The organism is Paenibacillus sp. DMB20, assembly GCF_000987955.1.
Taxonomy (GTDB): domain Bacteria; phylum Bacillota; class Bacilli; order Paenibacillales; family Paenibacillaceae; genus Paenibacillus_AQ.
In genome coordinates, this window is the sequence record NZ_LAZU01000053.1 from 1 (window position 1) to 26,448 (window position 26,448).

Below are 26,448 nucleotides of genomic sequence, written 5' to 3' on the forward strand. Positions count from 1 at the left end.
CACCTCGATGTCGGCTCATCGCATCCTGGGGCTGAAGTAGGTCCCAAGGGTTGGGCTGTTCGCCCATTAAAGCGGTACGCGAGCTGGGTTCAGAACGTCGTGAGACAGTTCGGTCCCTATCTGTCGTGGGCGTAGGAAATTTGAGAGGAGCTGTCCTTAGTACGAGAGGACCGGGATGGACGTACCGCTGGTGCACCAGTTGTTCCGCCAGGAGCACGGCTGGGTAGCTAAGTACGGAAGGGATAAGCGCTGAAAGCATCTAAGCGTGAAGCCCCCCTCAAGATGAGATTTCCCAATTAGTAAGACCCCTTGAAGACGACGAGGTAGATAGGTTGGAGGTGGAAGTGCAGCAATGCATGGAGCTGACCAATACTAATCGGTCGAGGGCTTATCCTAAAAGTTTTACGGAGTAAAACTCGCTTCGGAAGCGTTACGCTTTGCATCGGAGCAGAACTTCGTAAGACATAAACGCAAAACGTTTCGTATCTAGTTTTCAGGTGATTAAAACACTTGAATCGAATATTGTTCCCTGATAGCTCAGTTGGTAGAGCACTCGACTGTTAATCGAGTTGTCACAGGTTCGAGTCCTGTTCGGGGAGCCATTTATGGAGAGGTGTCCGAGTTGGCCGAAGGAGCACGATTGGAAATCGTGTAGGCGCCAAAAGCGTCTCGAGGGTTCGAATCCCTCTCTCTCCGCCATTATATTTTTAGGCGTGGCCCGTTGGTCAAGGGGTTAAGACACCTCCCTTTCACGGAGGTAACAGGGGTTCGAATCCCCTACGGGTCACCACTGTTTTTATCGCTTGCTAAGTGATCGGGATTCTGGTATGATAAAGGTCGGTTTTATTTATGGAGGCTTAGCTCAGCTGGGAGAGCATCTGCCTTACAAGCAGAGGGTCGGGGGTTCGATCCCCTCAGCCTCCACCATAAATATTTTCTTAACGACGCGGGGTGGAGCAGCCCGGTAGCTCGTCGGGCTCATAACCCGAAGGCCGCAGGTTCAAATCCTGCCCCCGCAACCAATTATATCGCTTATGTCATGCGATAGTGCCTCGTGGAACCGTGGTGTAGAGGCCTAACATGCCTGCCTGTCACGCAGGAGATCGCGGGTTCGAATCCCGTCGGTTCCGCCATTATTTTTAAGCTTCGGCAAATGAATAACCGAAAGAGCTTTATGGCTCGGTAGCTCAGTCGGTAGAGCAGAGGACTGAAAATCCTCGTGTCGGCGGTTCGATTCCGTCCCGAGCCACCATTTAGTTCTAAATTGCATAAGCCGGTGTAGCTCAACTGGTAGAGCAACTGACTTGTAATCAGTAGGTTGGGGGTTCAAGTCCTCTCGCCGGCACCACCTGGAGGATTAGCGAAGTGGCCAAACGCAGCAGACTGTAAATCTGTTCTCGTACGAGTTCGGTGGTTCGAATCCATCATCCTCCACCAGTTTTATAGGGGCATAGTTTAAAGGTAGAACAGCGGTCTCCAAAACCGTTAGTGTGGGTTCAATTCCTGCTGCCCCTGCCAACAGAAACTTTTCATTATTATGGCGGTCGTGGCGAAGGGGTTAACGCACCGGATTGTGGCTCCGGCATTCGTGGGTTCAAGTCCCATCGATCGCCCCATAATTTAAAAATCATATTGGGGATTAGCCAAGCGGTAAGGCAACGGACTTTGACTCCGTCATGCATAGGTTCGAATCCTATATCCCCAGCCATTTGATTTTTTCTTGCGGACGTGGCTCAGCGGTAGAGCATCGCCTTGCCAAGGCGAGGGTCGCGGGTTCGATTCCCGTCGTCCGCTCCATTTTTATTTGGCGCCATAGCCAAGTGGTAAGGCACAGCTCTGCAAAAGCTTTATCCCCAGTTCGAATCTGGGTGGCGCCTCCATTCAAACATTTGTGCCCTTAGCTCAGCTGGATAGAGCGTTTGACTACGAATCAAAAGGTCAGGAGTTCGAATCTCTTAGGGCACGCCATTTGTTAGCCGGTGTGGCGGAATTGGCAGACGCGCGCGACTCAAAATCGTGAGGGAAACCGTGGGGGTTCGAGTCCCTTCACCGGCATCATCTAAAAGGAACGTGGTTATCCACGTTCCTTTTTTGTATAAAATGATAGCAAACAATCAACAGCAAGTGGATGATGGCCTGGCGGCTCATCCGCTTTTTTTGCGTGGAAGGGCTTGTATAGACTGAGGTCTGACGATGTCCCCGACTTAGGTCGAGGATAAAAAACCGTCCGGGGTCCGTTTTAGCTTAACGAGAAATTACCTAGAATAGAGTCATAAGGTTGAACAAAAGATTTTGATACTTTAAAAAGCCGGAACGGAAAGGCGGTGTATACATGAGAAACTCAAAAGGAAACGGGATGGGCATCCTGCTCATCGGTCTTGGCGCTTTGATTCTGTTAGGGGTCTTCGGTCCTCTCCTCGGTTGGCTGTTCAGCTTGCTGATCCCCGTGCTTATGGTCGCACTTGGCTACTACGGCATCCGCCAAGGCAACACGCTCTTCGGTTGGATCGTACTCGGGATTGGGGTCATGGTTTTGATGGGCAAACTTTCCTGGCTGATCGGACCGATACTGGGTATCCTCCTGATCGCTTATGGAGTATCCCGATTAAAAGGCGGGAGAAGCCGTTACTACTAAGACGCCATGCATCAATGTAATATTTGAAAGAATAGGAGGACGAAGCGACAATGAGCGTATTTCGACGCATTCGGGACATAACGGCCGCTACCTTGAACGAAAAGCTTGAACAAAGCCAAGATCCGGTACGGCTAATCGATCAATTTCTACATTCAACCCGCCAGGATATCCTGGAGGCCGAAAAGCTTCAACAGCAATGCGAGTCCCATACACGCCAATTGAAGAGACAGGTGGATCAGGCGGAAACGATGAGGATGAAGCGTGAAGAGCAGGCCCTGCTGGCTTTGAAAGCAGGAGAGGATCATCTCGCCAAGCTGGCTCTTCAAGAGAAACTGATCTACGAGGAGAAAATTGAACAGTATGAGGGTTTGCTGGCTACAAGCCGCGAATCCTTGCGGGAAGTGGAAGAACAGCTTGGAGAGCTGAGGATGGAATACCAGTCGGTTTACAGCAAACGCCAATATTACGTGGCCCGGATGGAAACCCTGCGGCTTCAGCAGAAAATGAATGAACGCACAGGCGCTTACGGCGGCCAGGATGTGCCAAAGATGTTTAATCGCCTTGAGGATCGTATTAGCGACTGGGAGCTTGAAGCCAAAAGTCTGCGCGACCTTCGCAAGATGGGACAGGAATATCTGGGGCAAGCAGGCGATAGCGTCTCCACGATCCTTGATCGGGAATTGGCTCGCTTGAAGCAGAAGCTGGATAACAGCGGAAAGGAGTAAACATGACGAGATTGTACCGTTCCACCCGAGATAAAATGTTCACCGGGCTGATCGGCGGATTGTCGGATACGTTCGGCGTCGAATCAACCCTGCTCCGTATTATTTTTGTCATCAGTATCTTCTTTACTGGCGGTACGACATTGTTGATCTATTTAATCGCTTCGCTCGTGATTCCGAAGGAACCTTATTATCGTGATCCGTATGGGCCGGGAGGTCCGGGTCAAGGTTGCTCCGGTTACGATTACGGCCCAAGAGGATCTTACCAGGGACATAACGGTCGCCGGTATGACGGTTGCCATGACCGCGATCGTTTTGGACCGCGCAATCCGGGACCAGGCTATTATGACGGAGGCTACAATGCCAGAAATGCCGAACCGGCTCCCGATGAAGACTTAGATGCCATGATGAAAGATATCGAGAAGAAGGCCTTGAAAAAGGAAATAGAAGAGCTTAAGCAAAAACTTTCGAAATATGAGAAGGGAGATTTATAAAATGGGAGTATTTAAAAGAATTAAAGACATGACAAAAGCATCGGTGAACGAGCTGCTAGACAAGGTTGAGGATCCGATTGTAATGCTGAATCAATATTTGCGCGACATGGAAGCCGAAATTCATGAGGCTGAAGTGACGGTGGCCAAGCAAATGGCGAATGAACGCCGCATGAAGCAGCGTGTGGATGAAGCCGTTAAAATGGCAGCCCAACGCGAAGCCCAAGCCGAGCTGGCTTTGAAAAACGGCCAGGAAGAAGTTGCCCGTAAACTGCTCGAAGAGAAAATCTATTTTGACCAAAAAGAAACGGAATACCAGGAGCTTCACCTGCAGTCCGAAGCCCAAGCGAAAGAACTGGTCGCTCAGCTTCATCAGATGAAAGATGAGTTCTACAAAATGCGCAATAAGCGCAACGAGTTGGTAGCCCGTGCCCAAATGGCGAAAGCGAAAAAACAAATGTCCCAGGTTAGCAGCCTGCACACGATCGAAAGCGGAAATGCTTCGATGGGATTCCACCGCATGGAGGAAAAAATCATGCAGCTTGAAGCGGAAGCGGACGTTATGCGTGCTCCATATCGCGCAACCCATGCTTACACCAGCCCGGTGGATGCCGAAAAGCAGTTGAAGGTGGAAGAACAGCTTAACGCGCTTAAGAACAAAATGAACGGTGCTTCCAAGGACAAATAAGCCGGGGAGACATTAACAAATTTTATAGCTTCTTACGTATACGAAAAAAACGATAAATGTGATATGCTACTGGAGTGAACTTGAGCATACAAGGATATTGGGGTTCGGTCATCGAGTTGTGATCCCAACGGCTGTCACTATATTGAGCAAGCCAAACGGTGCGGATCTTTCGCACTGTTTTGGCTTTTCCGGAGACATAAGAAAGCAATGACTTCACCAATAGCTTGTCTATTCCCGTAGAAACGCTATCTGTCGGGAAGGATAATGAAGTCTTTTCAACCCGGCATGATTATCATCGGAAGGAGGTGCGTCATGGATAGAAACCGCTGGATTGCTTTTGGATTGATCGGCATCGGCGTGTTTATGCTTTTCGGCAGATGGTTCGGTTTCTTTACCATTGTCGCCCTTTTGCTGATGGTGGCAGGCATTCAGCAGATTCGAGGCGGCCATGTCCGTAAGGGATATATCATCCTTGGCGTGGGAGCTGTCCTGCTTCTGTTGGATCATCTGATGCTTATTATTGGAATCGGCCTGATTTCGCTCGGTATTTTCTATGGAAAAGCCCGGCGTGCCCATGGGACGGATTCCTATGTGCAAAGGCAAAACTTCATGTCCAATTTTGACTGGGACAGCGCTCCATGGGTGATGCGGAGCCAAAGCGTATGGCATGTATTCGGCGAAGCCGACGTCGATTTGTCGCTCGCCCTGCCGGAGGAACGAATTACGGTGCTTATGTTTCACGGGATACTGGGAGACATTGATATCGCCATTCCGGATTATTACGGAGTGGAGATTGAGGCTTTCGTGTTGTTCGGTTCGATCGATGTCGGAAGGCAGAAGGAGACGGGAGTCATGAACCGTCTGAACTGGAAATCGCCAAACTATGATTCCAGCGAATATAAAGTAAAGTTTATTGTGTCTTACCTTGGCGGGGATTTAAGCGTACGGCTTGTTTAAGTCAAGGCTTCCCACAAAGCGCCAGTTAAAAAGCAGGAGGGCTGCCCGATGGATTCGGAAAAGAAAGCGAATATGATTACCCGGAGCATGCGTGAGGGCACCCTTCTGGGCTTTGTGATCATGCTGGTAGTGTTATATGTTTTATATACATACGATTACCTTCAACCCTTTGACTCCTGGAGAAATGCCATTCAGGCGGGGATCACGCTTGCGTTGCTGCCGATCGCACTCGGGGGAGCTTATGGTTTTTTTCAGGGTTACAGGGTTAAACGAAGGCTTGACCATGTAAGGGAAACGCTGATTACCTGGGAAAAGGGGGGCGTTACCTCGGCGGTCATGCCGGATATGGGCGAGGATGAAGTTGGCCGACTCGGCGAGCAGCTGGGGCGTATCAGCAAGCGCTGGGAGGAGCAGGTCACTTCGCTTCAGCGTCTGTCCACAAACAATGCGCAGCTGGCCGAACAGGCTCGCATGACGGCGATCGTGGAGGAAAGACAGCGCCTGGCCCGCGAACTGCATGATGCGGTATCCCAGCAGCTGTTTGCCATCTCCATGACGGCCACGGCGGTAGGCCGTACGCTGGAGAAGGATTTTGGCAAGGCTCAGCGGCAAGTGGCTCTGATTGAGGAAATGGCCGCGGTGGCCCAATCGGAAATGAGGGCGCTGCTGCTTCATCTAAGGCCGGTGTATCTGGAGGGCAAAGCGCTGGAGCAGGGACTTCGTGAGCTTATCCGTGAGCTTCAAATCAAAGTGCCGATGGAGATTACTTTGGAGATGGAGGAAGGGATTCCTCTGGTGAAAGGGGTCGAGAACCACCTGTTCCGAATTATCCAGGAGGCCATGTCCAACACGCTGCGTCATGCCAAAGCGGATCGAATGGACATTCGGATCCAGCGCAAACAGAACACTGTGCGCGTGACCCTCCGTGATGACGGCATCGGCTTTGAGTTGGATGAGAAAAAGCAGACCTCTTACGGCCTGTCTACCATGGAGGAGAGGGTAACCGAGCTGGGAGGTTCCATTCAGATCATCACAGCGTCGGGAAAAGGCACGCGTATTGAAATTTCAGTCCCTCTGATGGACGAAGAACGAAACCGGGGTGAGGTAGATGGAAACACCAATCAAAGTACTGCTGGTCGATGACCATGAAATGGTCCGGATCGGACTTGCCGCCGTTTTGGGGACAGAGGACGGGATTGAAGTGGTCGGCGAGGCTGGCAGCGGAGAAGAAGGAATAAGATTAGCGAAGGAATACCATCCGGACGTCGTGCTGATGGATCTTGTCATGGAAGGGATGGACGGCATCGAAACGACGCGGGAGATGCTCAAGCTGTACCCGGACTGCAAGGTTATCGTCCTTACGAGTTACCTTGACGACGAAAAAATGTATCCGGTCATCGAGGCGGGAGCCTTCAGCTACTTGCTGAAAACATCCAGAGCTTCGGAGATCGCGGATGCCATCCGCGCTGCTGCGCGGGGACAATCGGTTCTGGAATCGCAGGTGGCCTCCAAAATGATGAACCGTTTCCGTCACCCTCAGACCGAAGCACCGGCTCACAGCGAGTTGACGGATCGTGAGATGGAGGTGCTGCGCCTGCTCGCACAGGGGAAGTCGAATCAGGATATTGCGGATGATCTGATTATCGGCATCAAAACGGTAAAGTTCCACGTCACCAATATTTTGGCAAAGCTGGGCGTGGAGGACCGGACTCAAGCTGCGATTTACGCTTATAAAAACGGACTTGCCGAGTAAGAAAAAATATTCGGAAAGCCACTCCGCGGCACTCATTTGAGCCCTCTGCTGCCTTCATTGGCAGTCGGGGGCTTTTTCCAATGAGGCGGAAGCCGCATGCCAAAGAAAACGAATTTAAATCTTTCCCAAGAATAAAATGACAAGAATCGGACATCCTTTTACTAGATTGATAGATTTCATCTAAAGGAGCGGTTATCGATGCGGCGTTTTGGAATCCAGTGGTTGGCACTGATCTTACTGATTAGCGGCATAACGGGCGTGCTAGCGGTTTTTTCCCAAAAAACCCCATTAAAAGAGAAGAACGGGACATCCGCAAAATCGGCGGCCGAGGAGCTGAAACTGCTGTATCATCTGGGGCAAAAGGAGATTTCATCGCCGACGAAGGTAACGGTTAAATTGCAGGGGGAACGGGACCTTTTTTCCGAACAAGAGCTGGATGAGTCCGCACGGCAGCTTGCCCAGGAGATGGGGCTGACAACCGTACGCATGGAAGAAGACCAGGAAGGGAAAACATATCGTGCCCGGGCGACGGTCAAGGGCGTAAGCATCCGGATGGATTGGGTTCTGGCAGGAAACCGGAGTTACGCCAAAATACAGCTCGATGCCAGCGGCGAGGATAGACTGTCGCACATGCTGGAGCTTCAGGAGAAGGGATGGAATTCCATGCTGAACGCCGGGGTGACTCCCGAATGGAATGCAGCCGTACAGGGCAATGTAAGTTATGAAGCTCCCGCGGTGAAAACCGCAGACTTCCTTGAACAGAGCCTTGATGAAACATTGCCGCTTGAGATGGCGGATTCTTATGAAGATACGACGACGGTGAGCCGTTCATATCATGTCCCTTCACTCGCGTTTGACGCTCGAAGCGGTTCCGAGTCTATTCATATGCAGGTTGCCGTGCATGAAGATTCCATGAAGAAAAATAATAGAATCACGATTGGATTTCCCGTCATTACCGTCGAATATTAAGAACACTTTCTGAAATAACGATGAAAAAGTATGAAATGAGATAGCATACTTTTTATGAATATGCTAAAATGTCATCACATCGTGGTAAGTCTCGATGCATAAAAATACACCATATTACATAGAAAGAATGAGGAGCCATGGCTGAAAATCAAAATCTAGACACATTAAAGACGCCGGGAGCGGTATTTTTCATCTTTGGAGCGACCGGTGATTTGGCAAGACGCAAATTGTTCCCGGCGATCTACAGTCTTTATCGCGAAGGAAAGTTGGCAGAGGATTTTGCGGTAATCGGCGTGGCGCGGCGTCCGCGGACCCAAGAGGAGTTCCGGGAGGACGTATACCGTTCGATTCAGGAATTTGGACGGTACCGTTCCGAGCAAAACGAGGATTGGAATACTTTTGCTCAGCATTTTGAATATAAATCGTTGGATATTAACAATAATGACGGGTTCCGAGAGCTTCGCGAGCAAACCGAAGTGCTCGAGGCCAAATTCGGCATTCCGGGCAACCGGCTGTTCTATTTGGCGCTTGCGCCGGAACTGTTCGGCAGCGTATCCTTTAACCTGAAAAAGGGCGGAATGCTGGATGGAGAAGGCTGGAACCGTCTCGTCATTGAAAAACCGTTCGGCTATGATCTGGAATCGGCGGCGAAGCTGAATGAAGAAATCCGCCAGGTGTTCAAGGAAGAGGAAATTTACCGGATCGACCATTATCTCGGCAAGGAAATGGTGCAGAACATTGAGGTTATCCGTTTTGCGAATGCTTTCTTTGAGCCGCTTTGGAACAACAAGCATATCGCTAACGTTCAAATCACATTGGGCGAGACCGTCGGCGTTGAAGAGCGCGGCGGTTATTACGATCACGCAGGTGCCCTGCGCGACATGGGGCAAAACCATATGCTGCAAATGCTCACCATGATTGCCATGGAGCCGCCTAGCCGCCTTTTGCCGGAGGATATCCGGGACGAGAAGGTAAAAGTGCTTCGGTCTCTTCGTCCATATGCCACAAGTCAGGACGTGAAGGAAAACGTCGTTCGCGGCCAGTATGCGAAGGGCGCTGCCGGAGGCAAAGAGCTTCCCGCTTACCGGGAAGAGGACAAGGTGAATCCGGAGTCGAATACGGAAACTTATTTTGCAGCCCGGGTATTTGTGGATAACTTCCGGTGGGCCGGCGTTCCGTTCTATATCCGTACAGGCAAACGGCTTCCCGTCAAAACCACGGAGGTCGTGGTGGAATTCAAACGGATGCCGGGCAATGTTTACCTCGGCCAGAAGCATTCGCTTGAGCCTAACCTGCTCGTCATTCGCGTGAATCCGATGGAAGGCCTGTACGTGAAGATCAATGCGAAGAAACCAGGTTCGGAAAACGAGATCGAACCGGTTGCCATGGATTTCTGTCAGAGCTGCCTGGTAGGTATCAATTCCCCCGAAGCTTATGAGCGCCTCTTGCATGATGCGGCACGCGGCGATTCCACCTACTTTACCCGCTGGGATGAAGTGGCGTCGGCCTGGTCCTTCGTGGACAGCATTGCCCAGGCATGGAGAGAGGATCAAAGCGATCTGGAAACGTACGCTGCCGGCTCCTGGGGACCGCAGAAAGCGGACAAGCTGCTGGAGAAAGACGGTTTCCACTGGTGGCCGGTAAACGGTCAGGATGAAGATAATGTGGTTTGGCTTAAAGGATCCAATTAAATCTTAAAAAAATCATCCTCATGCGCCTGGCGTATGGGGATGATTTGCGTATGGATTGTGGTACAATGATATACATGACTTTAGTAACGAAGGGAACAGTGAAATGGGCAAAACGATAAATGAGCTGCAAAGCGAAGTGGATAAGCGCAGAACTTTTGCGATTATTTCCCACCCGGACGCCGGTAAAACAACGCTTACCGAGAAGCTGCTGCTGTTCGGCGGCGCCATTCGCCTGGCGGGTTCGGTTAAGGCAAGAAAAGCAAGCAAGCATGCGACAAGCGACTGGATGGAAATCGAGAAGCAGCGGGGGATCTCCGTCACGTCCTCGGTTATGCAGTTCGATTACAAAGGCCACCGCATTAACATACTGGATACGCCGGGTCACCAGGATTTCAGTGAAGATACGTACCGGACATTGACGGCTGCGGACAGCGCGCTCATGTTGATCGACGTGGCCAAGGGCGTCGAGGCCCAGACGATTAAATTGTTCCAGGTATGCGCCAAACGGGGCATTCCCATCTTTACGTTTATCAATAAACTCGACCGCGAGGGTCGCAGTCCGTTTGATCTGATGGAAGAGATTGAGCAGGTGCTCGGAATCCGCTCGGTTCCGATGAACTGGCCTATCGGCTCCGGGCGGGAGCTGTGCGGGGTTTATGACCGGATGAAAAATCAGGTCGAGCTTTTCCAGGGGGATGACCATTCCTCCATCGAGGTGCAAAAAGTCAAGGATTATAACGATCCTGTCATCCGCGACATGGCCGGTGAGTTTTTGCATGATCAGCTGTGCCAGGATTTGGAGCTGCTCGACGTGGCCGGCGACCCGTTCGATCTGGAGAAGGTGCTGAAGGGCGAACTGACGCCGGTATTTTTCGGCAGTGCCGTGAACAACTTTGGCGTGCAGACTTTCCTGGATAATTTCCTTCAGCTGGCGCCGAAGCCGGAACCGCGCCGCAGCACGGAAGGTCTTATCGAACCGACCAACGAGAAGTTTACGGGATATGTATTCAAAATCCAGGCGAACATGAATCCCGCTCACCGGGACCGCATTGCGTTCCTTCGCATCGTTTCCGGCAAATTCGAGCGCGGCATGAGCGTAAAGCATGTTCGTGCAGGCAAGGAGATCAAGCTCTCCCAGCCGCAGCAGTTTCTTGCCCAGGATCGGGATATCGTACAGGAAGCATACCCGGGGGATATTATCGGTTTGTTTGACCCGGGCATCTTCCGCATCGGCGATTCGCTCTGTCAGGGCGGGGAGGTCGTGTTCAACGAGCTGCCGACGTTCTCTCCCGAGCTGTTTGCCAAGGTTACGATCAAGAACGCGTTCAAGCATAAACAGTACCAGAAGGGCATTGACCAGCTGACCGAGGAAGGAACGATTCAGGTATTCCGTACGATCAGCTTCGACGACATGATTCTCGGCGTGGTCGGTCAGCTTCAGTTTGAGGTATTCGAATACCGGATGAAGGCGGAATACGGCGTGGAAGTACAGCTTCAGCGCATGCCGTATCAGTTTGCGCGCTGGATCATGGACGAGAAGGTCGATCCTTCGAAATTCCGCATTAACTCCACGCTGGTTCTGGATAAAAAGGACAACCATGTCGTTCTCTTTGAAAATGAGTACGCGATGAGAACGGCCATGGAAAAAAATCCGACAGCCAAGTTTTTGGAAACCGCGCCTTAAAGATACTTGTTCCAAACTTGCTTACGGCCTCAGCATTGGCTGCCATATATGGAAAATCCCCCTGCCGTATCCGGCTGGGGGATTGCTGTTTCTGCTTGACCTACTCCCAGGATCATCAGACGATTTTTCCTGGAGTTACGGTTTTCAGGTGATCATGAAGGGACGAGACAAGGTCAGCCTGAGCCGAGGAATCCATGTCTTTCCACATCATCTCGAACATGACGCCGAGACCGGGAAGCGCGGCTTCGGGCCCGTCGACGGAACCCTCGATCATGGAGCGAAGCTGCTCTTCGTCCTGATTATGGACTTTGTGAATGACGGCCTGCCTTAGATCTAACAATATGGACATCGAAATGTTCCTCCTTGTTATTTAAGGGTCATTGACTAATGTGCCCCCGGAAGGCTCGTTAAATTCAAGATTGCATTTCAATATGGTATACTAACACAGACAGATCTAAGGCTCGGGGAGGATAAAACATGGCAAAAAAGCAGTACGCCGTTATCGGCATGGGACGTTTCGGTACGAGTGTTGCCAAAGAGCTAAGCGGCATGGGCTTTGACGTGCTGGCCGTGGATGCGAGCGAACAGCGCATCCAGGAAATCGCAGGGATGGTGACGCATGCGGTATCATCGGATTCGACGGACGAAGAAGCGCTTCGTGCTCTCGGGATCCGCAATTTTGACGTCGTGGTTGTGGCGATCGGCGAGGATATCCAATCAAGTATTTTGACAACGCTGATCTTAAAAGATCTGGGTGTGCAGGTCATCGTCGTCAAGGCAAAGAATGAGCTCCATGGCAAGGTTTTGCAAAAGATCGGCGCCGACAAAGTAATATTCCCTGAACGTGACATGGGGCTTAGGGTAGCCCATCATCTCGTGTCTCCGAATATTTTGGATTACATTGAATTGTCGGATGACTACAGCATTATGGAGATGAAAGCATCTTCCGACATGATCGGCCGGAATCTGAAAGAGCTGGATATCCGGGCGCGATTCGGCTGCAACGTGATGGGGATACGTACCGGCGGGGAAATGAATATTTCGCCGAATCCGGAAGACCGGCTTGTCGAGGGAGACATTCTGGTCATTGTCGGACAAAAAAACGATTTGACCAAGCTGGAGCTTGCGTATCCGAGATAAGCGGTTGTTCATAACGACGTACGTCTGTAAACGCCAGGAATGAGACGGGTGGAAATGACATGGAAATTTTATCGCTGCAGAATCCAAGGGTGAAGGCTTGGGCTCAGCTGCAGGAGAAAAAACACAGGGATAAGCAAAACAAGTTTGTGGTTGAGGGAATCCATCTTGTTCAGGAGGCCCTCCTGTCCGGAGCCGATGTGGAATGCGTCGCTTTTGACATGGCTAAAGGGATTCCGCGGGAGTTAAGGGAAATACCGGACAACGGCCGCCGGGTGGAATGGATCGGCGTTACGGAAGCGATTATTTCAAAGGTCAGTCACGCTTCTACCCCTCAACCGGTTTTTGCCGTCGTTCGAAAAGAACGCGAAACCTGGGACAAGCTGTTTGCCGATATAGGCAGACCGGTAATCGTATTGGACGGATTGCAGGATCCGGGCAATGTTGGAACGATTATCCGCAGCGCAGACGCCTCAGGAGCGGCTGGAGTGATTTTGGGCAAGGGCTGTGCGGATCTTTACAACCCGAAAACGCTGCGCTCCACCATGGGCTCGGTATTTCATCTGCCGATCATCGAAGGGGAGTTAACCGAGCTGCTGCCTAGAGCCAGGGAGAAGGGGGCCAGGCTTGTTACAACTTCCCTGGAGGGAAAAACTTCAGCTTTTCACTACGACTTCACTGGCTTCTGCTGGATTGTGATCGGCAGCGAAGGGAGCGGCGTTTCACCCGAGGCTGCTGCGCTCGTGGACGATGCCATCATCATTCCGATGCCGGGCAGGGCGGAGTCGCTCAATGCGGCCATGGCCGCTTCGGTGCTTCTGTTCGAGGCATTGCGGCAGCGGGAATATCGGTAAATAACTTGAATTGATGAATACGAAAAAAGACTGAAAACGGGCGAATGAGGTCATCGACCCGGGCTTCAGTCTTTTTTTACGTGGGAGAAGCCCTTCTTTTTCACGCTTTGTCCGCATATTCTCTTCTGAAGGGAACAGCTTGCCAAGAAGAGGCCGCACCTCGGGCGACAAAAGAGGGGAGGGCAAATGTGTTCAGAAGAAAAAAATGGGGGAGCCGAAGGATTTCGCTCCCGTCGTTGCCGTCATGGCCGAGACCGAAAATGCGGCGGGTACACCGAAAGCCCGTCAGGAACGGTTATACACCCGTCAAAGCCTCCTGGAGCCGGACGCGTTCTCAGAATTCCAGGCCGCGCAACCGGAAGAAGTGGTGGCTGATTGCGTCGCTTGTATTTTTGTTTGGCATTCTGCAGCTGTTTTTATATGTCGAGAGGAATCTGAAACCGCCGATCATGCATCTGGCCCAGATACGGGTAAAGCAAATCGCAACGGATGCGATAAACAAAGCCATTACGAGCCAGGTATCGCAGGGAAAGCAGTTTGATAATCTGGTGAACTGGAAAACCGACAGCTCAGGCAAGGTTACCGGATTTATGCTTAACTATGCGGAGCATCTTAAAATTACGTCCTTCACTACGCAGCTCGTGCAGGAGACGCTTGAGACGATCCATAAACGAAAGGAACATATCCCGCTCGGTCAGGTTCTAAAAAGCCCGATTGTCGCTTCATTCGGCCCGCAGATCCCGGTGAAAATCGAGCCGCAGGGCGCGGTCAAGGTCCAGCTGGATACCCGGCAGCAGGAGGCGGGGATCAACATGATCCTGGTTGAGGTATTCGTGCATATCGTCACGGAAGTGGCGGTCGTCGTCCCGTTTGATATGGAACCCCAAGTTGTGGAAACCGATATTCCGATATCCTATTTGCTGGTCGTCGGCGACGTTCCTATGTACTATTACGATAACCAGGGGAATCCGGTTGGCGAGAATAGTGCCCAAGCGCCAAGCATAGCGATTCCTCCTCCGGCCAAGACGGGCGAAAAACCGGTATCTCCCGGAGATAAGCCTGGGCCGGGAGTGTCCGTTCCCGTGCCTCAGGAGGGAGGACATCAAGGCGAAGGGGATGCTGTTACCCCGGAGATGGAAGAACCGCTTCATGACAGCGTGGGGCAGCCGTAATTATGCGATATATGAGTAGCGATGCCCTGCCTTATAAAGCAAAAGCGCGTACTGCTGAAAGTCAGCGACGCGCTTTTTTGCCTTTTCGGAGGGCTTTCCGCTCCTGAAGTTCCCACTGCTTGAGGAGGGGGTAGGGATCAAAAGACCATTCGGACAAACCGGTATCACGATAGATCCCGTAATGAAGATGGGGCGGGAACTTGCCGGATGTGCCCGGTTTACCGTAGCCCGAGCTTCCCACCCAGCCGATCGTTTGGCCCGGAGTGACGACATCGCCGGCTCTAACCCCTTTTTCGAAACCTTGAAGATGGGCGTAATAATGATAATGGTTGTTTAAATCGCGGATTCCAATCCTCCAACCGCCGTACCTATTCCAGCCTTTAAGCTCCACGACCCCGTAGCAGGTGCTGCGGACCGGTACGCCGTATCTTGCGAACAGGTCGGTTCCTTCATGGATCCGGTAGCCGCCCCAGCTGCGCCCCATGCCGTAGGTGCTTCGGTAGGAATAATCGCTCCTGACCGGAAGGGGGAAGGCATGATCGAACAAATCCAGCTTGCCGAAGGTTTCATACAGCTTGGCATATTGCAGCACGCGCTGAACGGCCCTGCTGTTCTGGTAGTATGACCATAATCCGATTCCGAAGTCATCCCGTGAATGACCGAAAGGTTTTAACTTGGAGGCCATGCTATACAACAGGTCGACATTATTGTTCGGATCGGCCAGTCCGTCTCCATCCCCGTCCCGTCCCATCCCCGAGTACAATTCAATCGTCGGCGGATAAGTATCCTCCGGATTGGGATTGAGTGGTCCGGCCCAGGCTGTAGGAGGCACAAATATGCCGATTTCGCGCTGAGGATGCTTCCGGTCCTTTGGATGCACACGGGTCAACGTACGTTCGTACTGATCGATGGCAGCCAGCCGATACCAGGGCACTTGCGTTACGGCTTGAATCCGATCGTAAAGCGCCTTTCTCGTTGAAAAGACATCCTCCTCCTTCGGCTTAGGAGCGGATACCGCCTTTTCCGATCGGAGAGTATGGCCCGCTTCGGCATACCCTCCATTCCATAGACAAGCGGCGGTTGCGGGGACCAAAATGGCGACGGCGGTCCTGCGAATCCAGTCCCGGCTCTGCCTGCATTGTCGCGATGTGTTTTTCATGGTTTTTTCCTCCTGATCCTAATCAAATCATGCTGAGAAAAAACGGACGTGGATGCCTTCCTGTAGGGTGATTCGAAACGACTGTTTTTATCCATGCCGTAGAAAGATGATTTCCATATCGATGAGGATAGGTAAACGTAAGGTTTTCATGATATAATATGGAGCAGTTAATGGACTATCTCCAACTCCAATCGAAAGAGGGTTTTCTTCTTGTCCAAAACTTCCAATAGCCAACCCAAACCGGACTGGATCAAGATCAAGCTCACTACGGGCGATAACTATAAGGAAATCAAAAGCATGATGCGTTCCAAAACGCTCCATACGGTATGCGAGGAAGCGCGCTGCCCAAACATTTATGAATGCTGGGCGAATCGTACCGCAACCTTTATGATTTTGGGGGATATTTGTACCCGGGCATGCCGTTTTTGTGCCGTAAATACGGGACTTCCAACCGAGCTTGACTTGCAGGAGCCGGAACGTGTTGCCGAAGCCGCAGAGCAGATGAACCTGCGCCACTGCGTCGTTACCAGCGTGGCAAGGGATGATTTGAAGGATGGCGGAGCGTACATATTTGCCGAAACCGTCAAATCCATTCGCAAGCGGCTCCCACTCTGCAGCGTTGAGGTTCTGATCCCTGATTTTATGGGCAGCACCGAATCCCTTAAAATCGTGATGGACGCCAAACCGGATATTTTAAATCATAATATCGAGACGGTGGAGCGTTTATCCGACCGCGTTCGCGCGAAAGCAAAATATTCCCGTTCGCTGGAGCTGCTAAGAAACGCAAAACTTATGCAGCCCGATATTCCAACCAAATCCAGCATTATGCTTGGTGTCGGCGAAGAATGGGATGAGATTTTGCAAGCGATGGACGACCTTCGTTCGGTGAACTGCGATATCATGACGATCGGTCAGTATCTGCAGCCTTCGCCCAAACATTTGAAAGTCGAAAGATATTACACCCCCGAGGAGTTTGCTTTATTGAAGGAAGAGGGGCTTAAACGGGGATTCAGCCATGTGGAGTCCGGACCTCTCGTACGCAGTTCTTATCATGCGCATGAACAGGTGAAATCCGCTGAACGCCGCAAGGAACAAATCGTTCAATCTTAGCCGGGAAAGGCAGGGGAACTTGCTTGATCGTTATAGGCAACAAAAGCTACGAGGTCCTCGTGGATCATCGCAGCGGCTGGAATCCCGAAGCTTTCCGCGAGAGGTACAGTGAAGTGCTTGAGCGGTACGATTATATCGTTGGTGATTGGGGATACAATCAGCTGCGTTTAAAAGGCTTTTACCGGGACAACCACCCTAAGGCCACGAAAGACTCAACCTATTCGACGTTGTCCGATTATATCAATGAGTACTGCAATTTCGGATGCGCCTATTTTGTCTTGCATAAGACGAAAGAGATCAAAGATCCGAAAGAGCTTAAGGAACTGAAGGAAGCCCAGGAAGCTTTTGAAGGCCTGGATGAAAGCCGTGCTTTGGATCCTGAAACGAGCGCGGACAAGGGCGACAGCAAGGATAAGGAACCCAAAATCGCCGGCAGGCAGAGCGAACGCGCTCAGGATAAAGAGCTTCCGGATGCCCGAGGGAAACGAGAATCAAGGGAACCACGGGAATCCAAAGACTCCCGCTCAGGAAAACATCCGAAATCATGGAAAGAAGGCAAAGCCCGCGAAAACCGGGATCACCGTGAGCGGCCTCAGCCCAAACCGCGTCATCAGGCGGATTAAGCCTGATCCACAAAAACAGCAGCCCGATTAAGGGCTGCTGTTTTTGTGCAAATATAAGCTTCATGCTGTGGGAAAAAGGGCAAAGCCGCTTCTTGCGTTCATCATAAAGTTTAGATGGATGACTGACCTAACCCAGGAAAGCGTCCCGCACCCGGTTCCAGAACGGAAATGGACGGTAGCGGGCAAAGCTGACCTTTTGTTCGGCAACCTGACAGCGGACGGATATCAGATCGTCGATCGGTATATTATTATGATCTACAGTCAGCAGCAGTCGCTGCTCTTTGCATGAAAAGATGTCGCAATGATGATGTTTCGGAAGCAGCAAAGGAGAGCCGAGGGTCCGGAAGATACGGTTATTGATCGAAGCGATTTCCGCAATTTGCAGGGCGTCAATGGACGGATGGACCATGGCGCCGCCTACGCTCTTATTGTATGCCGTGCTGCCGGATGGCGTAGAGATACAGATGCCGTCCCCCCGGAACATTTCAAAGGTTACGTCATTGATGTCGATTTGAGCGACGACGGTTCCGTCTACGCCTTTTAGCGTGAATTCATTCAGGGCGATATAAGATGCCGTTCCCGATTTCTTGTGGATTTCGAGCTGAACCAGCGGATACTTAACGATTCTCGGTTTCAGAATTTTGGGATCTCCGATGCCGCACATCAAATCGATCAGCTTGGGAATTTCATCCGCTTTCCAATCGGCATAAAATCCAAGATGGCCCGTATGGATTCCGACAAAAGCAAGGTCGGGGATCCGATCGATGAATGTATGGAAAGCGTGCAGCATGGTACCGTCCCCGCCTATGGAAACTACGATTTCCGGGGACTCGGCATCCAGTTCGAAACCCCGCTGTTCCGCCAGCTTGTGAAATTGTTGACTCAATTCGACAGACAATGGGTCCCCGCGGTCCAGAACATAGTATCTCAAGTTGATAAACTCCTTTTATAAGGTTATATATCGATGATAATCAATCTTAGGACAGAAAACAATGTTCACCTCGGGAAATTGCGGGATTTGCGTCTCAGGAGATAAATAGCTTCCGCCAACAGCATCATTCCGATGATCGATCCGAGCAAAATACAGAAGAAAGCCATAACTTGGGTATACCCGGTCGAGGATAAGTAAGAAACAGCCGGAACGGCAAAAGAGGCGGCCGTACCTCCCATAACCGGCTCCCATAGCAGCAGTACGGCTGCTGCGGCTATGAAGCCGTGTACCAGCCGGGCAACCATAAACGGAAGATAGCGAAGATTGGTTGAATTCAAAATGCTGGCGATTTGGGCATGGACCGACAAGCCCCCCCAGGATAATGCAAAAGCGGCGGCTGCGGCTTTATAAGGAAGGGGAATGCCGTCTCCGGCCGTCCCGGCGTAACGGGTACCGAGGGTCACTTCAAAAATACCGCCGACCAGTGCCGTCGTAAGCTGTTCCGGTACGCCCGCAAAAGAAAGCAATGCATTCACGACATGATTTAAAGCAGGAATGGCTCCCGCTTGCGTCCAAAGCTCAAGAAAAACGGAAAAGAATACAACCAGCCCGCCTACGACAATAATAAGATGGAGGGAGGATTCGACCGCCTGCTTCAGCAAAATGCCGAAAGCCCGTCCGTCCGCCTTTCTGGCAGCATGCATCGCATAAATAGCCGCTTTGAAACGGCTGTGCTGTCGGGGGCCCTCATGTTTGATGTTAGCCGTAAATTCCTTCCGGCCATGAAATCGCATCAAAAGACCTACCAGCAGCCCGCCGCCATAATGGGCTAAAGCAAGAATCAACCCGATACGGGGGTTGTGAAAAAAGCCGACGGAAACCGCGCCGATCAAAAAAATAGGATCCGACGAGGTCGTAAAGGCAACCAGACGTTCACCCTCGTCGCGGGTCACCATCTTTTGCTCCCAGAGCTTGGCCGTCAGTTTGGCCCCAACAGGGTAGCCGGAAACATAACCCATCGCCGCCACAAAACCGCCGCTGCCGGGGATACGGAAGAGCGGCTTCATCATGGGATCCAGCAGGGTCCCCACCAGATGCACGACACCAAAACCGAGCAATACCTCGGATATCACAAAAAAGGGAAATAGCGACGGGAACAGCACGTCCCACCAGATGGCCAGCCCTCGAAGGGCCGACTGCAGCGCTGCTTCCGGATACAGTGCCATCAGGAAGATGATGCTGAGCAGTCCCGTCATAAGGAGAATCAACCCGATCTTTTTCATGGTCATGGATATGATTGCGCCCCCTGAACCGAACAAATGATGTCCTCGTAAATTAGACTTAATGCTCAATCTGTATGCAAAAGGTAGGACAAACAGTACAAAAAATGAAGGAAAGCGGTTACAATAATGCTTTATTTTTAAGGACATTGTGCTATAATGAAAGCATCAAAGCACATCTTTCGAATTATGTTTGGATGGAGTGATGATCATGAGCATAGTCGCGGGTATTCTGGTATGCGCCTTCGTTTATGTAATACGTGCCTCTCTCGTCCATCAGGGTGAAGAGGATTGGAGAAGTTACTAATTAAGTACAGGGTGCTAAACTTGGTTTAGCGCCTTTTTTGTTATAGCCCGCCGCTCCCATGAAATCCTTCCGTAAACGCTGACCTTATTGAAGAAGGACGACGGAATCGTTTCTAATTGGTATAATAAACTGACGCGACTAACTAATTAAAGATGGGAGATACGGGAGATGAATCCAAGTCTTAGCATCTATGATAATCTTGGCGGAGCTGAAGGAATCCGCGCTTTAGTGGAGGCTTTTTACCCGAGAGTTCAGCAAAACGCCATGCTTGCCCCCCTTTTTCCGGAGGACATCATGCCGGTGATGGAGAAGCAGTATATGTTCTTAAGCCAATTTTTTGGGGGCCCCGCCCTTTTTTCGGAAGCATACGGGCATCCGATGATGAGAGCCAGGCATCTGAATTTTCCGATCACGGATCGCCATGCGGACGAATGGCTTGGCTGCATGGCAGGGGCCCTTGAAGAGATTGGAGTGGAGGAGACGCTTCGGGAAATCGTGCTTCAGCGATTATCGGGCCCGGCCCGCCACTTTGTGAACACGCCTTAAGCATCGAAAAGACACCAGCATGGGGGAAAGGGATGTCCGTGTCATGGATATGACATTAGAACCACTGTACAAAATTAAAGTGACATGCGCCAACTGCGAAAATGAATTTGAGACCTCAAGGGTTCGGCCGAGTTTAAAAAAGGCATATCGAACGGATACGGATTTTTGCGGTTATTACAAAAATGAAAATCCGGATTTTTATGTAGTACGGGTATGCCCGGAATGCGGTTTTGCTTCAACCGAGAATTCGGTTGAAAGCCTGAACGAGCGGCAGAAGTCTGATTTTCGGACCAAAATCTCAAGCCGCTGGGTTCAGCGGGATTTCGGCGAACATCGTTCGCTTGGGGATGCCCTGGAGACGTACAAATTGGCGCTGCTGTGCGCTCAGACCATCCGGGAGAAGGAACGGATTATCGCAAGTCTTCTGCACCATATTGCCTGGCTGTACAGGTATCAAGGAAATGAGAAGCAAGAGAAGCGCTTCCTCGCTCACTGTCTTGATTCCTACATCCGCGTCTACGAAGTGGAGGGAGTGGGGGCTAATGATGCCCGGCTGTTATACCTGATCGGAGAAATAAACCGCCGGTTGGGACGCTATAACGAAGCGGTTCAATGGTTCTCCCGGGTCATACAGGATAAGAAAATAGTGGATTCCGCCATGATCCGTGCGTCACGCGAGCAGTGGACAGCCGTTCGCGAGCAGATGAAAGCCGAAAAAATGGCTCTTCCCGAAGAGACGGGATCAATGTAGACCGAAGAATTCCGTACGCTAAACAGGCCCCTCGCAAGAGAAGCCTTAAGCGTCTATGGCCAAAAATCCGTATCATGGAAAGATGGCTCTCATCGAAGCCGTTGGTCGGTTAAAAGATAATCAGCGTCGCTGTCCAGCACCATTACCTTATTATGGCAGCAGGGGAAGACAAGCAGCTTTTTCTTCCCCTCCCGCACACTGACAAGCTCCTTGGGCTTCATGGGAAGCAGCACGTTGTCCCTTCCGCAGAAGGGGCAGCTTTGTACATATACATCGCCGGAAATAATGTCATAAGGCCAGGCATTGGAAAAGGGAATCATGGCTTCTCCGTGGAACCTTGCGGGTCCTTCGCAACGTCTGACGGCGAATCGCCCGTTTGGGCAAGTTCCGCGATTTTTTGCATTAATATGTGCTGCGGCATATGCATAAGGTGTTCCAGCGGAACTCCGAGTTTTTTTGAGAGTATGAGGGCCGTTTCCGGCGATATTTGCAAAGGTCTCATTTGAAATCCCTCCAAATTTTATTTTGACGTGCTGTAATAATAGTTATACACTTTTCCGGGTAACCGTACAAATGTAAAACTACAAAACTTTATGATGTGAAGAAAGGTTGATAATCCATGAATAAGCCGCTTCGTCAAACATGGGATCTGGAATCGATTTTCCCGGGAGGCTCCTCTTCCCCCGAATTGAAAGCGTTCCTGGAATCGCTTGAAGCAGAAGCCAAACAGCTTCGTGAGGCCGTACAGTCCGCGAAGGTTCCGACAAATCTGCAGGAAATTTCTCCGCTTGAAGAGATTTTGTCGCTTTTTGAAAAATGCGTCGCAAAAGCCAGCGAGGCAGGAGCTTTCGTCGGTTGCCTCGCCGCGCAGGATCAAAACGACAAAAAAGCCATCCAATTGTCAGGCCGCGTAACAACGCTTTATGCCGAGCTTCAAAGCATAAAAGCGAAGTTCGACAATTTGCTGCGCGAAATCGACGATTCCCTTTGGGCATCATGGCTTACCACGGAAAAAGCTGCACCTTTACAGTTCATTCTCAATGAAAGCCGTGACCTGGCACGCGAAAAAATGAATCCCGAAATGGAAAGCCTTGCGCTCGAGCTTGCCATTGACGGTTACCACGGCTGGGGAGAATTTTACGATACGATTGTAAGCAAAATTCAAATCCCGCATGAAGAGAACGGCAAGACCGAACTGTTGTCCGCCGGTCAGGCGTTCAATAAGCTGCATAACCCGAACCGTGAAGTGCGGCAGGAAATGTTCGAAAAATGGGAACAGGCCTGGACTGCGGCAGAGGACTATTGCGCGGATACGTTAAACCATCTTGCGGGATTCCGGCTTAAGCTTTACGGCAACCGGGGATGGGAAGACGTGCTGAAGGAGCCGCTTGCGATCAACCGGATGTCCCGGGAGACGCTGGAGACAATGTGGGCGGTAATCCAGGATGCAAAGCCCGTGCTCGTTGAATATTTGAACCGCAAAGCCAAGCTCCTTGGGCTTGAAGGCTTGGCCTGGACCGATGTTGAGGCGCCGATTCGCACGGCCGTATCCAAAGTAACCTATGACGAAGCCGCTCAAACCATCGTGGAGCAGTTCCGTAAGTTCAGTCCGAAACTGGCCGATTTCTCCCAAATGGCCTTTGACAAGAGCTGGATTGAAGCCGAGGACCGCCCGGGTAAACGGCCGGGAGGCTTCTGCACTTCCTTTCAGTGGAGCAATCAAACCCGGATCTTCATGACTTTTGGGGGAACGTCATCCAATGTATCCACATTGGCGCATGAGCTGGGCCATGCTTACCACCAATATCTGATGAGCGGGCTGCCCGTCTTGAATCAGGATTATGCCATGAACGTGGCGGAGACCGCTTCCACCTTCGCGGAAATGATCGTGGCTGATGCTCTGGTCAAAGCAGCCAAGAGCGAAGAAGAGAAACTTGCCCTGCTGGAAGAGAAGATTCAGAACAGCGTAGCGTTCTTTATGAACATTCATGCCCGCTTCCTTTTTGAAACCCGGTTTTATGACAAGCGAAAAGAAGGTCTGTTAAATGCGGCGGAAATTTCGGAACTGATGGAAGAGGCTCAGAAAGAGGCTTACTGCAATGCCCTTTCATCCTACCATCCTCATTTCTGGGCTTCCAAGCTTCATTTTTACAGCACGGGTGTGCCGTTTTATAATTTCCCGTACACGTTCGGATATATGTTCAGTACCGGCCTTTACGTTCGGGCGCTGGAGGAAGGCAGCTCGTTTGCCGATAAATACGATGCCCTTCTTCGCGATACAGGCGTAATGACCGTTGAAGCCCTCGCTAAGAAGCATCTGGGTGTCGATTTGACCGAGCGCGATTTCTGGCAAGGCGCAGCCGACATGTGCATCGCCGACATTCAACAATTTCTTCGGATGACGGATCATTTGGCGTAACTTGCTGAACATTGAAAAATCATGTATTTTGCGAAGTCCCTTCGGGGCTTCTTTTTTTGTCGCAAAAGCAAGAATTATGCCGTAAAACCAAAAAAAATCAGCTGATCTATTATGCAATAATAGTAATTATTACCCATTTATGTTGTATATTGTTGATGAAATCTATCAGCTGGCCTATAATGAGTCATAAGCCCTATTATTTAGTGGGTTTATAGTAAATTTGGAGGGGGTTTGAAATGATTAAATTGGAGCAATTATCGCTTGCAAGACAACTGGATTTGGTATTTAAAGAGTTAGAAGAAGAGTTGGCAGGACTTAATTCCGGAACCGTATTTGTGCAAATACGAAATAATGTCATCGGCAAGTTTGGGATCCGGCACAATCCTCTGGCTGGACGAAATGGCGTCATAGCCCCGGCCGAAGGGGGATTGAACCCTGTTCAGCAGTCATCTTTCCGTACCATGGCGCTCGAAAGCCTCAAACATAAGCGTCACTGGACACACGGAGAGATCAGCTATGAGTTCACGGTAAGGCAAGGGATTGTAATGGTGGATGCCGTGCTGGAGTCAAACTACAATATGGCCAATATGATGATTCGATACCCTAGAACTGCTTATTCCGAGGCTGCTTCGGAATCTTGAAATCATTTCTTTTTTTATCCGTTATATTTGAATACATATATGACGAAAGAGGCGATCTTTGGGGAGAAGACCGCCTCTTTCTTAATCTGGAGGGAAGAGAATCAATTACAGGTTGGAACGACCCGACAATTGCTGCTCAGCCATTTGAACCAGACGCTTAGTGATGTATCCTCCCAAAGAACCAGTCTCACGGGAAGTGTAGTTGCCCATGTAACCGTCTTGCGGAATCGTTACGCCCAATTCTTGAGCAGCTTCATACTTCATTTGTTGAAGAGCCGCGTTAGCTTGGGGAACGACCAGGTTGTTAGAACGGCTTCCGCTTCTACGGCTTTGTCCAGCTTGACCCATACCCATGTTTGTCACCTCCTTCGACGTTGTATGAAGTTATTATGGTTGAAAAAAGAGAATCTCATGCGTGAAGCGTAATCAATCATTCCTGGTAATATTAGCCGACGAAGCAGGGGAACGGCAGGGAAATGACACGTGAATAGGGAGGGGATTTTTCGTTCCAAACAAAAAGAGCCTGAAACAGGGGTTCCAGGCTCTTCGGTCATAATGAAGAGGGTAAAGCAACCTTTATTCATGAGTCTTTCGGGTAACGGATCTCCAATTTTGTGTGCAGATCGACGGATTGACCTGAGCCAAGATGAATCAGGCCGGTAACGTCTGCCGGAAGATCCAAATTCGGAGCGTTGGGAAGCCAAGTGTAAGGCTCGATGCAGAGGAACTGGTCGGCCGTCCCTTTAGTATAGAGGACCCAATGTTTAAAGTAAGAGCGGTCCGCCGTGTAATGGATACCATATCCATCCTTGCGGATTAACCGTGCTTCAGCCGGCTGTCCATCCGGAATTTTGAAAATAGTATCGAAATCGGTGCCTTCTAAATTTAACCCCGTATTAAGGGAGGCCCATTGATTCAACGGCGCGATTTTGCCCGAGGGTAGTAACTCTTCGTCGAGCGTGTAAATGCCATCGACCGGCAGCTGAAGCGTCCATTGATCCGGACGGCCGTCAAGCAGGAACCACGTATGGTAACCCATTCCGAAAGGAACGGCTCGCTCGCCCTCGTTGGTGATTCGCAGCGTCTGGTGAAATTCGGAGCCCTGCAAACGGAAATTCATTTCAAGTTTTAGCGGCTCCGGCATTTGCGACATCCAGCGGGAATCGTCCGCCGTAGAGAATTCCGTGCTGACCGTGCAGCCGTCCTCATCTTCTTCGATATCACTAACACACCATGCCTGGGTTCTGTGCAGGCCGTGGATATGGTTTTCGTTTGCAGTATTTTGGTCAAACTGGAAGCGGGTTCCTTCGTATTCGAAACGGCCTTTGGATATCCGCCCTGGAGGAATGAGCATCGGCATGCCGAAGTGGTAAGGTTTTTGCAAATAAAAAGCCAACTCACTTTCGTCCGGCCGCCTCAAAATCTGGCGTTGTTCCTGCAGGTCCTTGATTTCAATGACATTGTTGCCAAGACGCGGAAGAAGGGTTACTTCCAGCCGGCCGCTGTTCAGGATATAAGTATCGTAACCATTCCATTGTCCTTTGGTCACTTGATTCATATCGTTGCTCCTTTACCACAGTAATCTTCCGAGATAACTAATCACATCATAACAGATTTATCGGCTTTACGTAAAAAAATGCTTGGGTTGACGTAAGGTAACCGAATCAGGATCTTCTTTTTTTCGCTTTAACGATGAAACCCCATCCGATATTTAAAACGGTCAGGACGCCGAGCCCTAAGGCAGTCCAAATATTATGGCTGATAAAGATGGCTGCCGCGCTGAGCAATACGATGGAAGAAACTGCAAACCATAGAGACAAGCCTTTGCTCATGGGGAAAAACCTCCATTAATTATATTTTTAATATTGCGGTATAACACTTCGTGAAGGAGACATAATAAGCTTGCAAGCTTGCAATGGAACATTAGA

At 50.6% G+C, this 26,448-nt stretch carries 28 protein-coding genes, 16 tRNA genes and 1 rRNA gene; 36 read left to right on the plus strand and 9 right to left on the minus strand.

The genetic code is table 11. From position 1 onward, the window contains the following. The 27 genes from XI25_RS27850 to XI25_RS27980 all read left to right on the plus strand — a co-directional run. Positions 1–396, plus strand: a 23S ribosomal RNA gene (locus XI25_RS27850); the annotation flags it as partial. Positions 397–526: 130 nt separating this feature from the next. Next, positions 527–602, plus strand: a tRNA-Asn gene (locus XI25_RS27855). Between the two features lie 5 nt (positions 603–607). After that, positions 608–699 (plus strand) — tRNA-Ser (locus XI25_RS27860). A 16-nt stretch (positions 700–715) separates the two neighbouring features. Further along, a tRNA-Glu gene (locus tag XI25_RS27865) sits at positions 716–790 on the plus strand. Positions 791–851: 61 nt separating this feature from the next. Further along, positions 852–927, plus strand: a tRNA-Val gene (locus tag XI25_RS27870). 18 nt (positions 928–945) lie between these two features. Next, positions 946–1,022: transfer RNA gene (locus tag XI25_RS27875), tRNA-Met, on the plus strand. Positions 1,023–1,056: 34 nt separating this feature from the next. Beyond that, a tRNA-Asp gene (locus XI25_RS27880) sits at positions 1,057–1,133 on the plus strand. Positions 1,134–1,176: 43 nt separating this feature from the next. After that, a tRNA-Phe gene (locus tag XI25_RS27885) sits at positions 1,177–1,252 on the plus strand. A gap of 20 nt (positions 1,253–1,272) precedes the next feature. Further along, positions 1,273–1,348 (plus strand) — tRNA-Thr (locus XI25_RS27890). A gap of 3 nt (positions 1,349–1,351) precedes the next feature. Next, positions 1,352–1,437: transfer RNA gene (locus XI25_RS27895), tRNA-Tyr, on the plus strand. A gap of 7 nt (positions 1,438–1,444) precedes the next feature. Then, positions 1,445–1,518, plus strand: a tRNA-Trp gene (locus tag XI25_RS27900). 22 nt (positions 1,519–1,540) lie between these two features. Further along, a tRNA-His gene (locus XI25_RS27905) sits at positions 1,541–1,616 on the plus strand. Between the two features lie 17 nt (positions 1,617–1,633). Beyond that, positions 1,634–1,708: transfer RNA gene (locus XI25_RS27910), tRNA-Gln, on the plus strand. A gap of 14 nt (positions 1,709–1,722) precedes the next feature. Continuing rightward, positions 1,723–1,797 (plus strand) — tRNA-Gly (locus tag XI25_RS27915). A 9-nt stretch (positions 1,798–1,806) separates the two neighbouring features. Then, positions 1,807–1,880, plus strand: a tRNA-Cys gene (locus XI25_RS27920). 11 nt (positions 1,881–1,891) lie between these two features. Continuing rightward, positions 1,892–1,968: transfer RNA gene (locus XI25_RS27925), tRNA-Arg, on the plus strand. A gap of 7 nt (positions 1,969–1,975) precedes the next feature. Next, positions 1,976–2,055, plus strand: a tRNA-Leu gene (locus XI25_RS27930). A gap of 277 nt (positions 2,056–2,332) precedes the next feature. Beyond that, positions 2,333–2,635 carry a LiaF transmembrane domain-containing protein gene (locus tag XI25_RS27935; protein ID WP_046681132.1) on the plus strand — a complete coding sequence of 101 codons (303 nt, stop codon included), beginning with the start codon at positions 2,333–2,335 and terminating at the stop codon, positions 2,633–2,635. Positions 2,636–2,685: 50 nt separating this feature from the next. Next, positions 2,686–3,360, plus strand: a complete 675-nt coding sequence (locus XI25_RS27940; RefSeq protein ID WP_046681133.1) for a PspA/IM30 family protein — start codon at positions 2,686–2,688, stop codon at positions 3,358–3,360. A gap of 2 nt (positions 3,361–3,362) precedes the next feature. Further along, complete coding sequence (locus XI25_RS27945) at positions 3,363–3,851, plus strand: PspC domain-containing protein (RefSeq protein WP_046681134.1); 489 nt, start codon at positions 3,363–3,365, stop codon at positions 3,849–3,851. Position 3,852: 1 nt separating this feature from the next. Next, positions 3,853–4,536: a PspA/IM30 family protein gene (locus XI25_RS27950; protein WP_046681135.1), complete on the plus strand. Its 684-nt coding sequence runs from the start codon at positions 3,853–3,855 to the stop codon at positions 4,534–4,536. A gap of 312 nt (positions 4,537–4,848) precedes the next feature. Beyond that, positions 4,849–5,493, plus strand: a complete 645-nt coding sequence (liaF, locus tag XI25_RS27955) for a cell wall-active antibiotics response protein LiaF (protein WP_046681136.1) — start codon at positions 4,849–4,851, stop codon at positions 5,491–5,493. 48 nt (positions 5,494–5,541) lie between these two features. Further along, positions 5,542–6,636, plus strand: a complete 1,095-nt coding sequence (locus tag XI25_RS27960; RefSeq protein ID WP_046681137.1) for a sensor histidine kinase — start codon at positions 5,542–5,544, stop codon at positions 6,634–6,636. Continuing rightward, the gene (locus tag XI25_RS27965) at positions 6,602–7,246 is read left to right on the plus strand and encodes a response regulator (RefSeq protein WP_046681138.1); all 645 of its coding nucleotides are present in this window, start codon (positions 6,602–6,604) and stop codon (positions 7,244–7,246) included. Before XI25_RS27960 ends, XI25_RS27965 begins: the two co-directional genes overlap by 35 nt. A gap of 198 nt (positions 7,247–7,444) precedes the next feature. After that, entirely contained in the window at positions 7,445–8,215 is a 771-nt protein-coding gene (locus XI25_RS27970; RefSeq protein ID WP_046681139.1) for a YwmB family TATA-box binding protein, read from the plus strand. Between the two features lie 137 nt (positions 8,216–8,352). Then, positions 8,353–9,906, plus strand: a complete 1,554-nt coding sequence (gene zwf / locus XI25_RS27975; RefSeq protein WP_046681140.1) for a glucose-6-phosphate dehydrogenase — start codon at positions 8,353–8,355, stop codon at positions 9,904–9,906. Positions 9,907–10,009: 103 nt separating this feature from the next. After that, a complete protein-coding gene (locus XI25_RS27980) occupies positions 10,010–11,590 on the plus strand; it encodes a peptide chain release factor 3 (RefSeq protein WP_046681141.1) in 1,581 nt (526 codons plus the stop codon). 115 nt (positions 11,591–11,705) lie between these two features. Here XI25_RS27980 and sspI read toward each other — a convergent pair whose 3' ends face one another. Further along, positions 11,706–11,939 (minus strand): small acid-soluble spore protein SspI, encoded by a 234-nt coding sequence (gene sspI / locus XI25_RS27985; RefSeq protein ID WP_046681142.1) that lies wholly within the window; start codon positions 11,937–11,939, stop codon positions 11,706–11,708. A 128-nt stretch (positions 11,940–12,067) separates the two neighbouring features. Here sspI and XI25_RS27990 point away from each other — a divergent pair, with 128 nt between their 5' ends. From XI25_RS27990 to yunB, 3 genes are all read left to right on the plus strand, one after another. Continuing rightward, positions 12,068–12,730: a potassium channel family protein gene (locus XI25_RS27990; RefSeq protein ID WP_046681143.1), complete on the plus strand. Its 663-nt coding sequence runs from the start codon at positions 12,068–12,070 to the stop codon at positions 12,728–12,730. Between the two features lie 59 nt (positions 12,731–12,789). Next, complete coding sequence (locus XI25_RS27995; protein ID WP_046681144.1) at positions 12,790–13,581, plus strand: TrmH family RNA methyltransferase; 792 nt, start codon at positions 12,790–12,792, stop codon at positions 13,579–13,581. Between the two features lie 188 nt (positions 13,582–13,769). Continuing rightward, entirely contained in the window at positions 13,770–14,753 is a 984-nt protein-coding gene (yunB, locus tag XI25_RS28000; RefSeq protein WP_235440479.1) for a sporulation protein YunB, read from the plus strand. A 61-nt stretch (positions 14,754–14,814) separates the two neighbouring features. On the opposite strand, the gene XI25_RS28005 is transcribed toward yunB, so the two are convergent. Continuing rightward, positions 14,815–15,912 carry a M23 family metallopeptidase gene (locus tag XI25_RS28005; RefSeq protein WP_046681145.1) on the minus strand — a complete coding sequence of 366 codons (1,098 nt, stop codon included), beginning with the start codon at positions 15,910–15,912 and terminating at the stop codon, positions 14,815–14,817. Between the two features lie 210 nt (positions 15,913–16,122). On the opposite strand from XI25_RS28005, the gene lipA reads away from it, so the two are divergent. Then, a complete protein-coding gene (lipA, locus tag XI25_RS28010) occupies positions 16,123–17,022 on the plus strand; it encodes a lipoyl synthase (protein WP_046681146.1) in 900 nt (299 codons plus the stop codon). Positions 17,023–17,045: 23 nt separating this feature from the next. Then, complete coding sequence (locus tag XI25_RS28015) at positions 17,046–17,645, plus strand: YutD family protein (RefSeq protein WP_046681147.1); 600 nt, start codon at positions 17,046–17,048, stop codon at positions 17,643–17,645. Positions 17,646–17,772: 127 nt separating this feature from the next. Here the strand turns inward: XI25_RS28015 and XI25_RS28020 are convergent, their stop codons facing one another. Continuing rightward, positions 17,773–18,576 carry an NAD kinase gene (locus tag XI25_RS28020; RefSeq protein WP_046681148.1) on the minus strand — a complete coding sequence of 268 codons (804 nt, stop codon included), beginning with the start codon at positions 18,574–18,576 and terminating at the stop codon, positions 17,773–17,775. A gap of 65 nt (positions 18,577–18,641) precedes the next feature. Next, entirely contained in the window at positions 18,642–19,865 is a 1,224-nt protein-coding gene (ylbJ, locus tag XI25_RS28025) for a sporulation integral membrane protein YlbJ (protein WP_046681149.1), read from the minus strand. Positions 19,866–20,331: 466 nt separating this feature from the next. Between ylbJ and XI25_RS28030 the strand changes: the two genes are divergently transcribed. Together XI25_RS28030 and XI25_RS28035 are read left to right on the plus strand one after the other, a co-directional pair. Continuing rightward, a complete protein-coding gene (locus tag XI25_RS28030) occupies positions 20,332–20,709 on the plus strand; it encodes a globin domain-containing protein (protein WP_046681150.1) in 378 nt (125 codons plus the stop codon). Between the two features lie 49 nt (positions 20,710–20,758). After that, positions 20,759–21,460 carry a DUF2225 domain-containing protein gene (locus tag XI25_RS28035; protein WP_046681441.1) on the plus strand — a complete coding sequence of 234 codons (702 nt, stop codon included), beginning with the start codon at positions 20,759–20,761 and terminating at the stop codon, positions 21,458–21,460. Positions 21,461–21,549: 89 nt separating this feature from the next. On the opposite strand, the gene XI25_RS28040 is transcribed toward XI25_RS28035, so the two are convergent. Together XI25_RS28040 and XI25_RS28045 are read right to left on the minus strand one after the other, a co-directional pair. Then, positions 21,550–21,780, minus strand: coding sequence for a hypothetical protein (locus XI25_RS28040; RefSeq protein ID WP_046681151.1), 231 nt, complete (start codon positions 21,778–21,780; stop codon positions 21,550–21,552). After that, positions 21,777–21,962 (minus strand): YycC family protein, encoded by a 186-nt coding sequence (locus tag XI25_RS28045; RefSeq protein WP_046681152.1) that lies wholly within the window; start codon positions 21,960–21,962, stop codon positions 21,777–21,779. The genes XI25_RS28040 and XI25_RS28045 overlap by 4 nt, the downstream gene beginning before the upstream one ends. Before the next feature lie 117 nt (positions 21,963–22,079). Between XI25_RS28045 and XI25_RS28050 the strand changes: the two genes are divergently transcribed. Beyond that, positions 22,080–23,879, plus strand: coding sequence for a M3 family oligoendopeptidase (locus XI25_RS28050; protein ID WP_046681153.1), 1,800 nt, complete (start codon positions 22,080–22,082; stop codon positions 23,877–23,879). A 236-nt stretch (positions 23,880–24,115) separates the two neighbouring features. After that, on the plus strand, positions 24,116–24,520 hold the full coding sequence (locus XI25_RS28055) for a hypothetical protein (RefSeq protein WP_046681154.1): 405 nt from the start codon (positions 24,116–24,118) through the stop codon (positions 24,518–24,520). Between the two features lie 105 nt (positions 24,521–24,625). Here XI25_RS28055 and XI25_RS28060 read toward each other — a convergent pair whose 3' ends face one another. The 3 genes from XI25_RS28060 to XI25_RS33825 form a co-directional block, all read right to left on the minus strand. Further along, complete coding sequence (locus tag XI25_RS28060) at positions 24,626–24,868, minus strand: alpha/beta-type small acid-soluble spore protein (protein WP_046681442.1); 243 nt, start codon at positions 24,866–24,868, stop codon at positions 24,626–24,628. A 232-nt stretch (positions 24,869–25,100) separates the two neighbouring features. Then, positions 25,101–26,078, minus strand: coding sequence for an aldose 1-epimerase (locus tag XI25_RS28065; protein ID WP_046681155.1), 978 nt, complete (start codon positions 26,076–26,078; stop codon positions 25,101–25,103). Positions 26,079–26,184: 106 nt separating this feature from the next. Further along, the gene (locus tag XI25_RS33825; RefSeq protein WP_200901491.1) at positions 26,185–26,352 is read right to left on the minus strand and encodes a hypothetical protein; all 168 of its coding nucleotides are present in this window, start codon (positions 26,350–26,352) and stop codon (positions 26,185–26,187) included. Between the last annotated feature and the right edge of the window lie 96 nt (positions 26,353–26,448).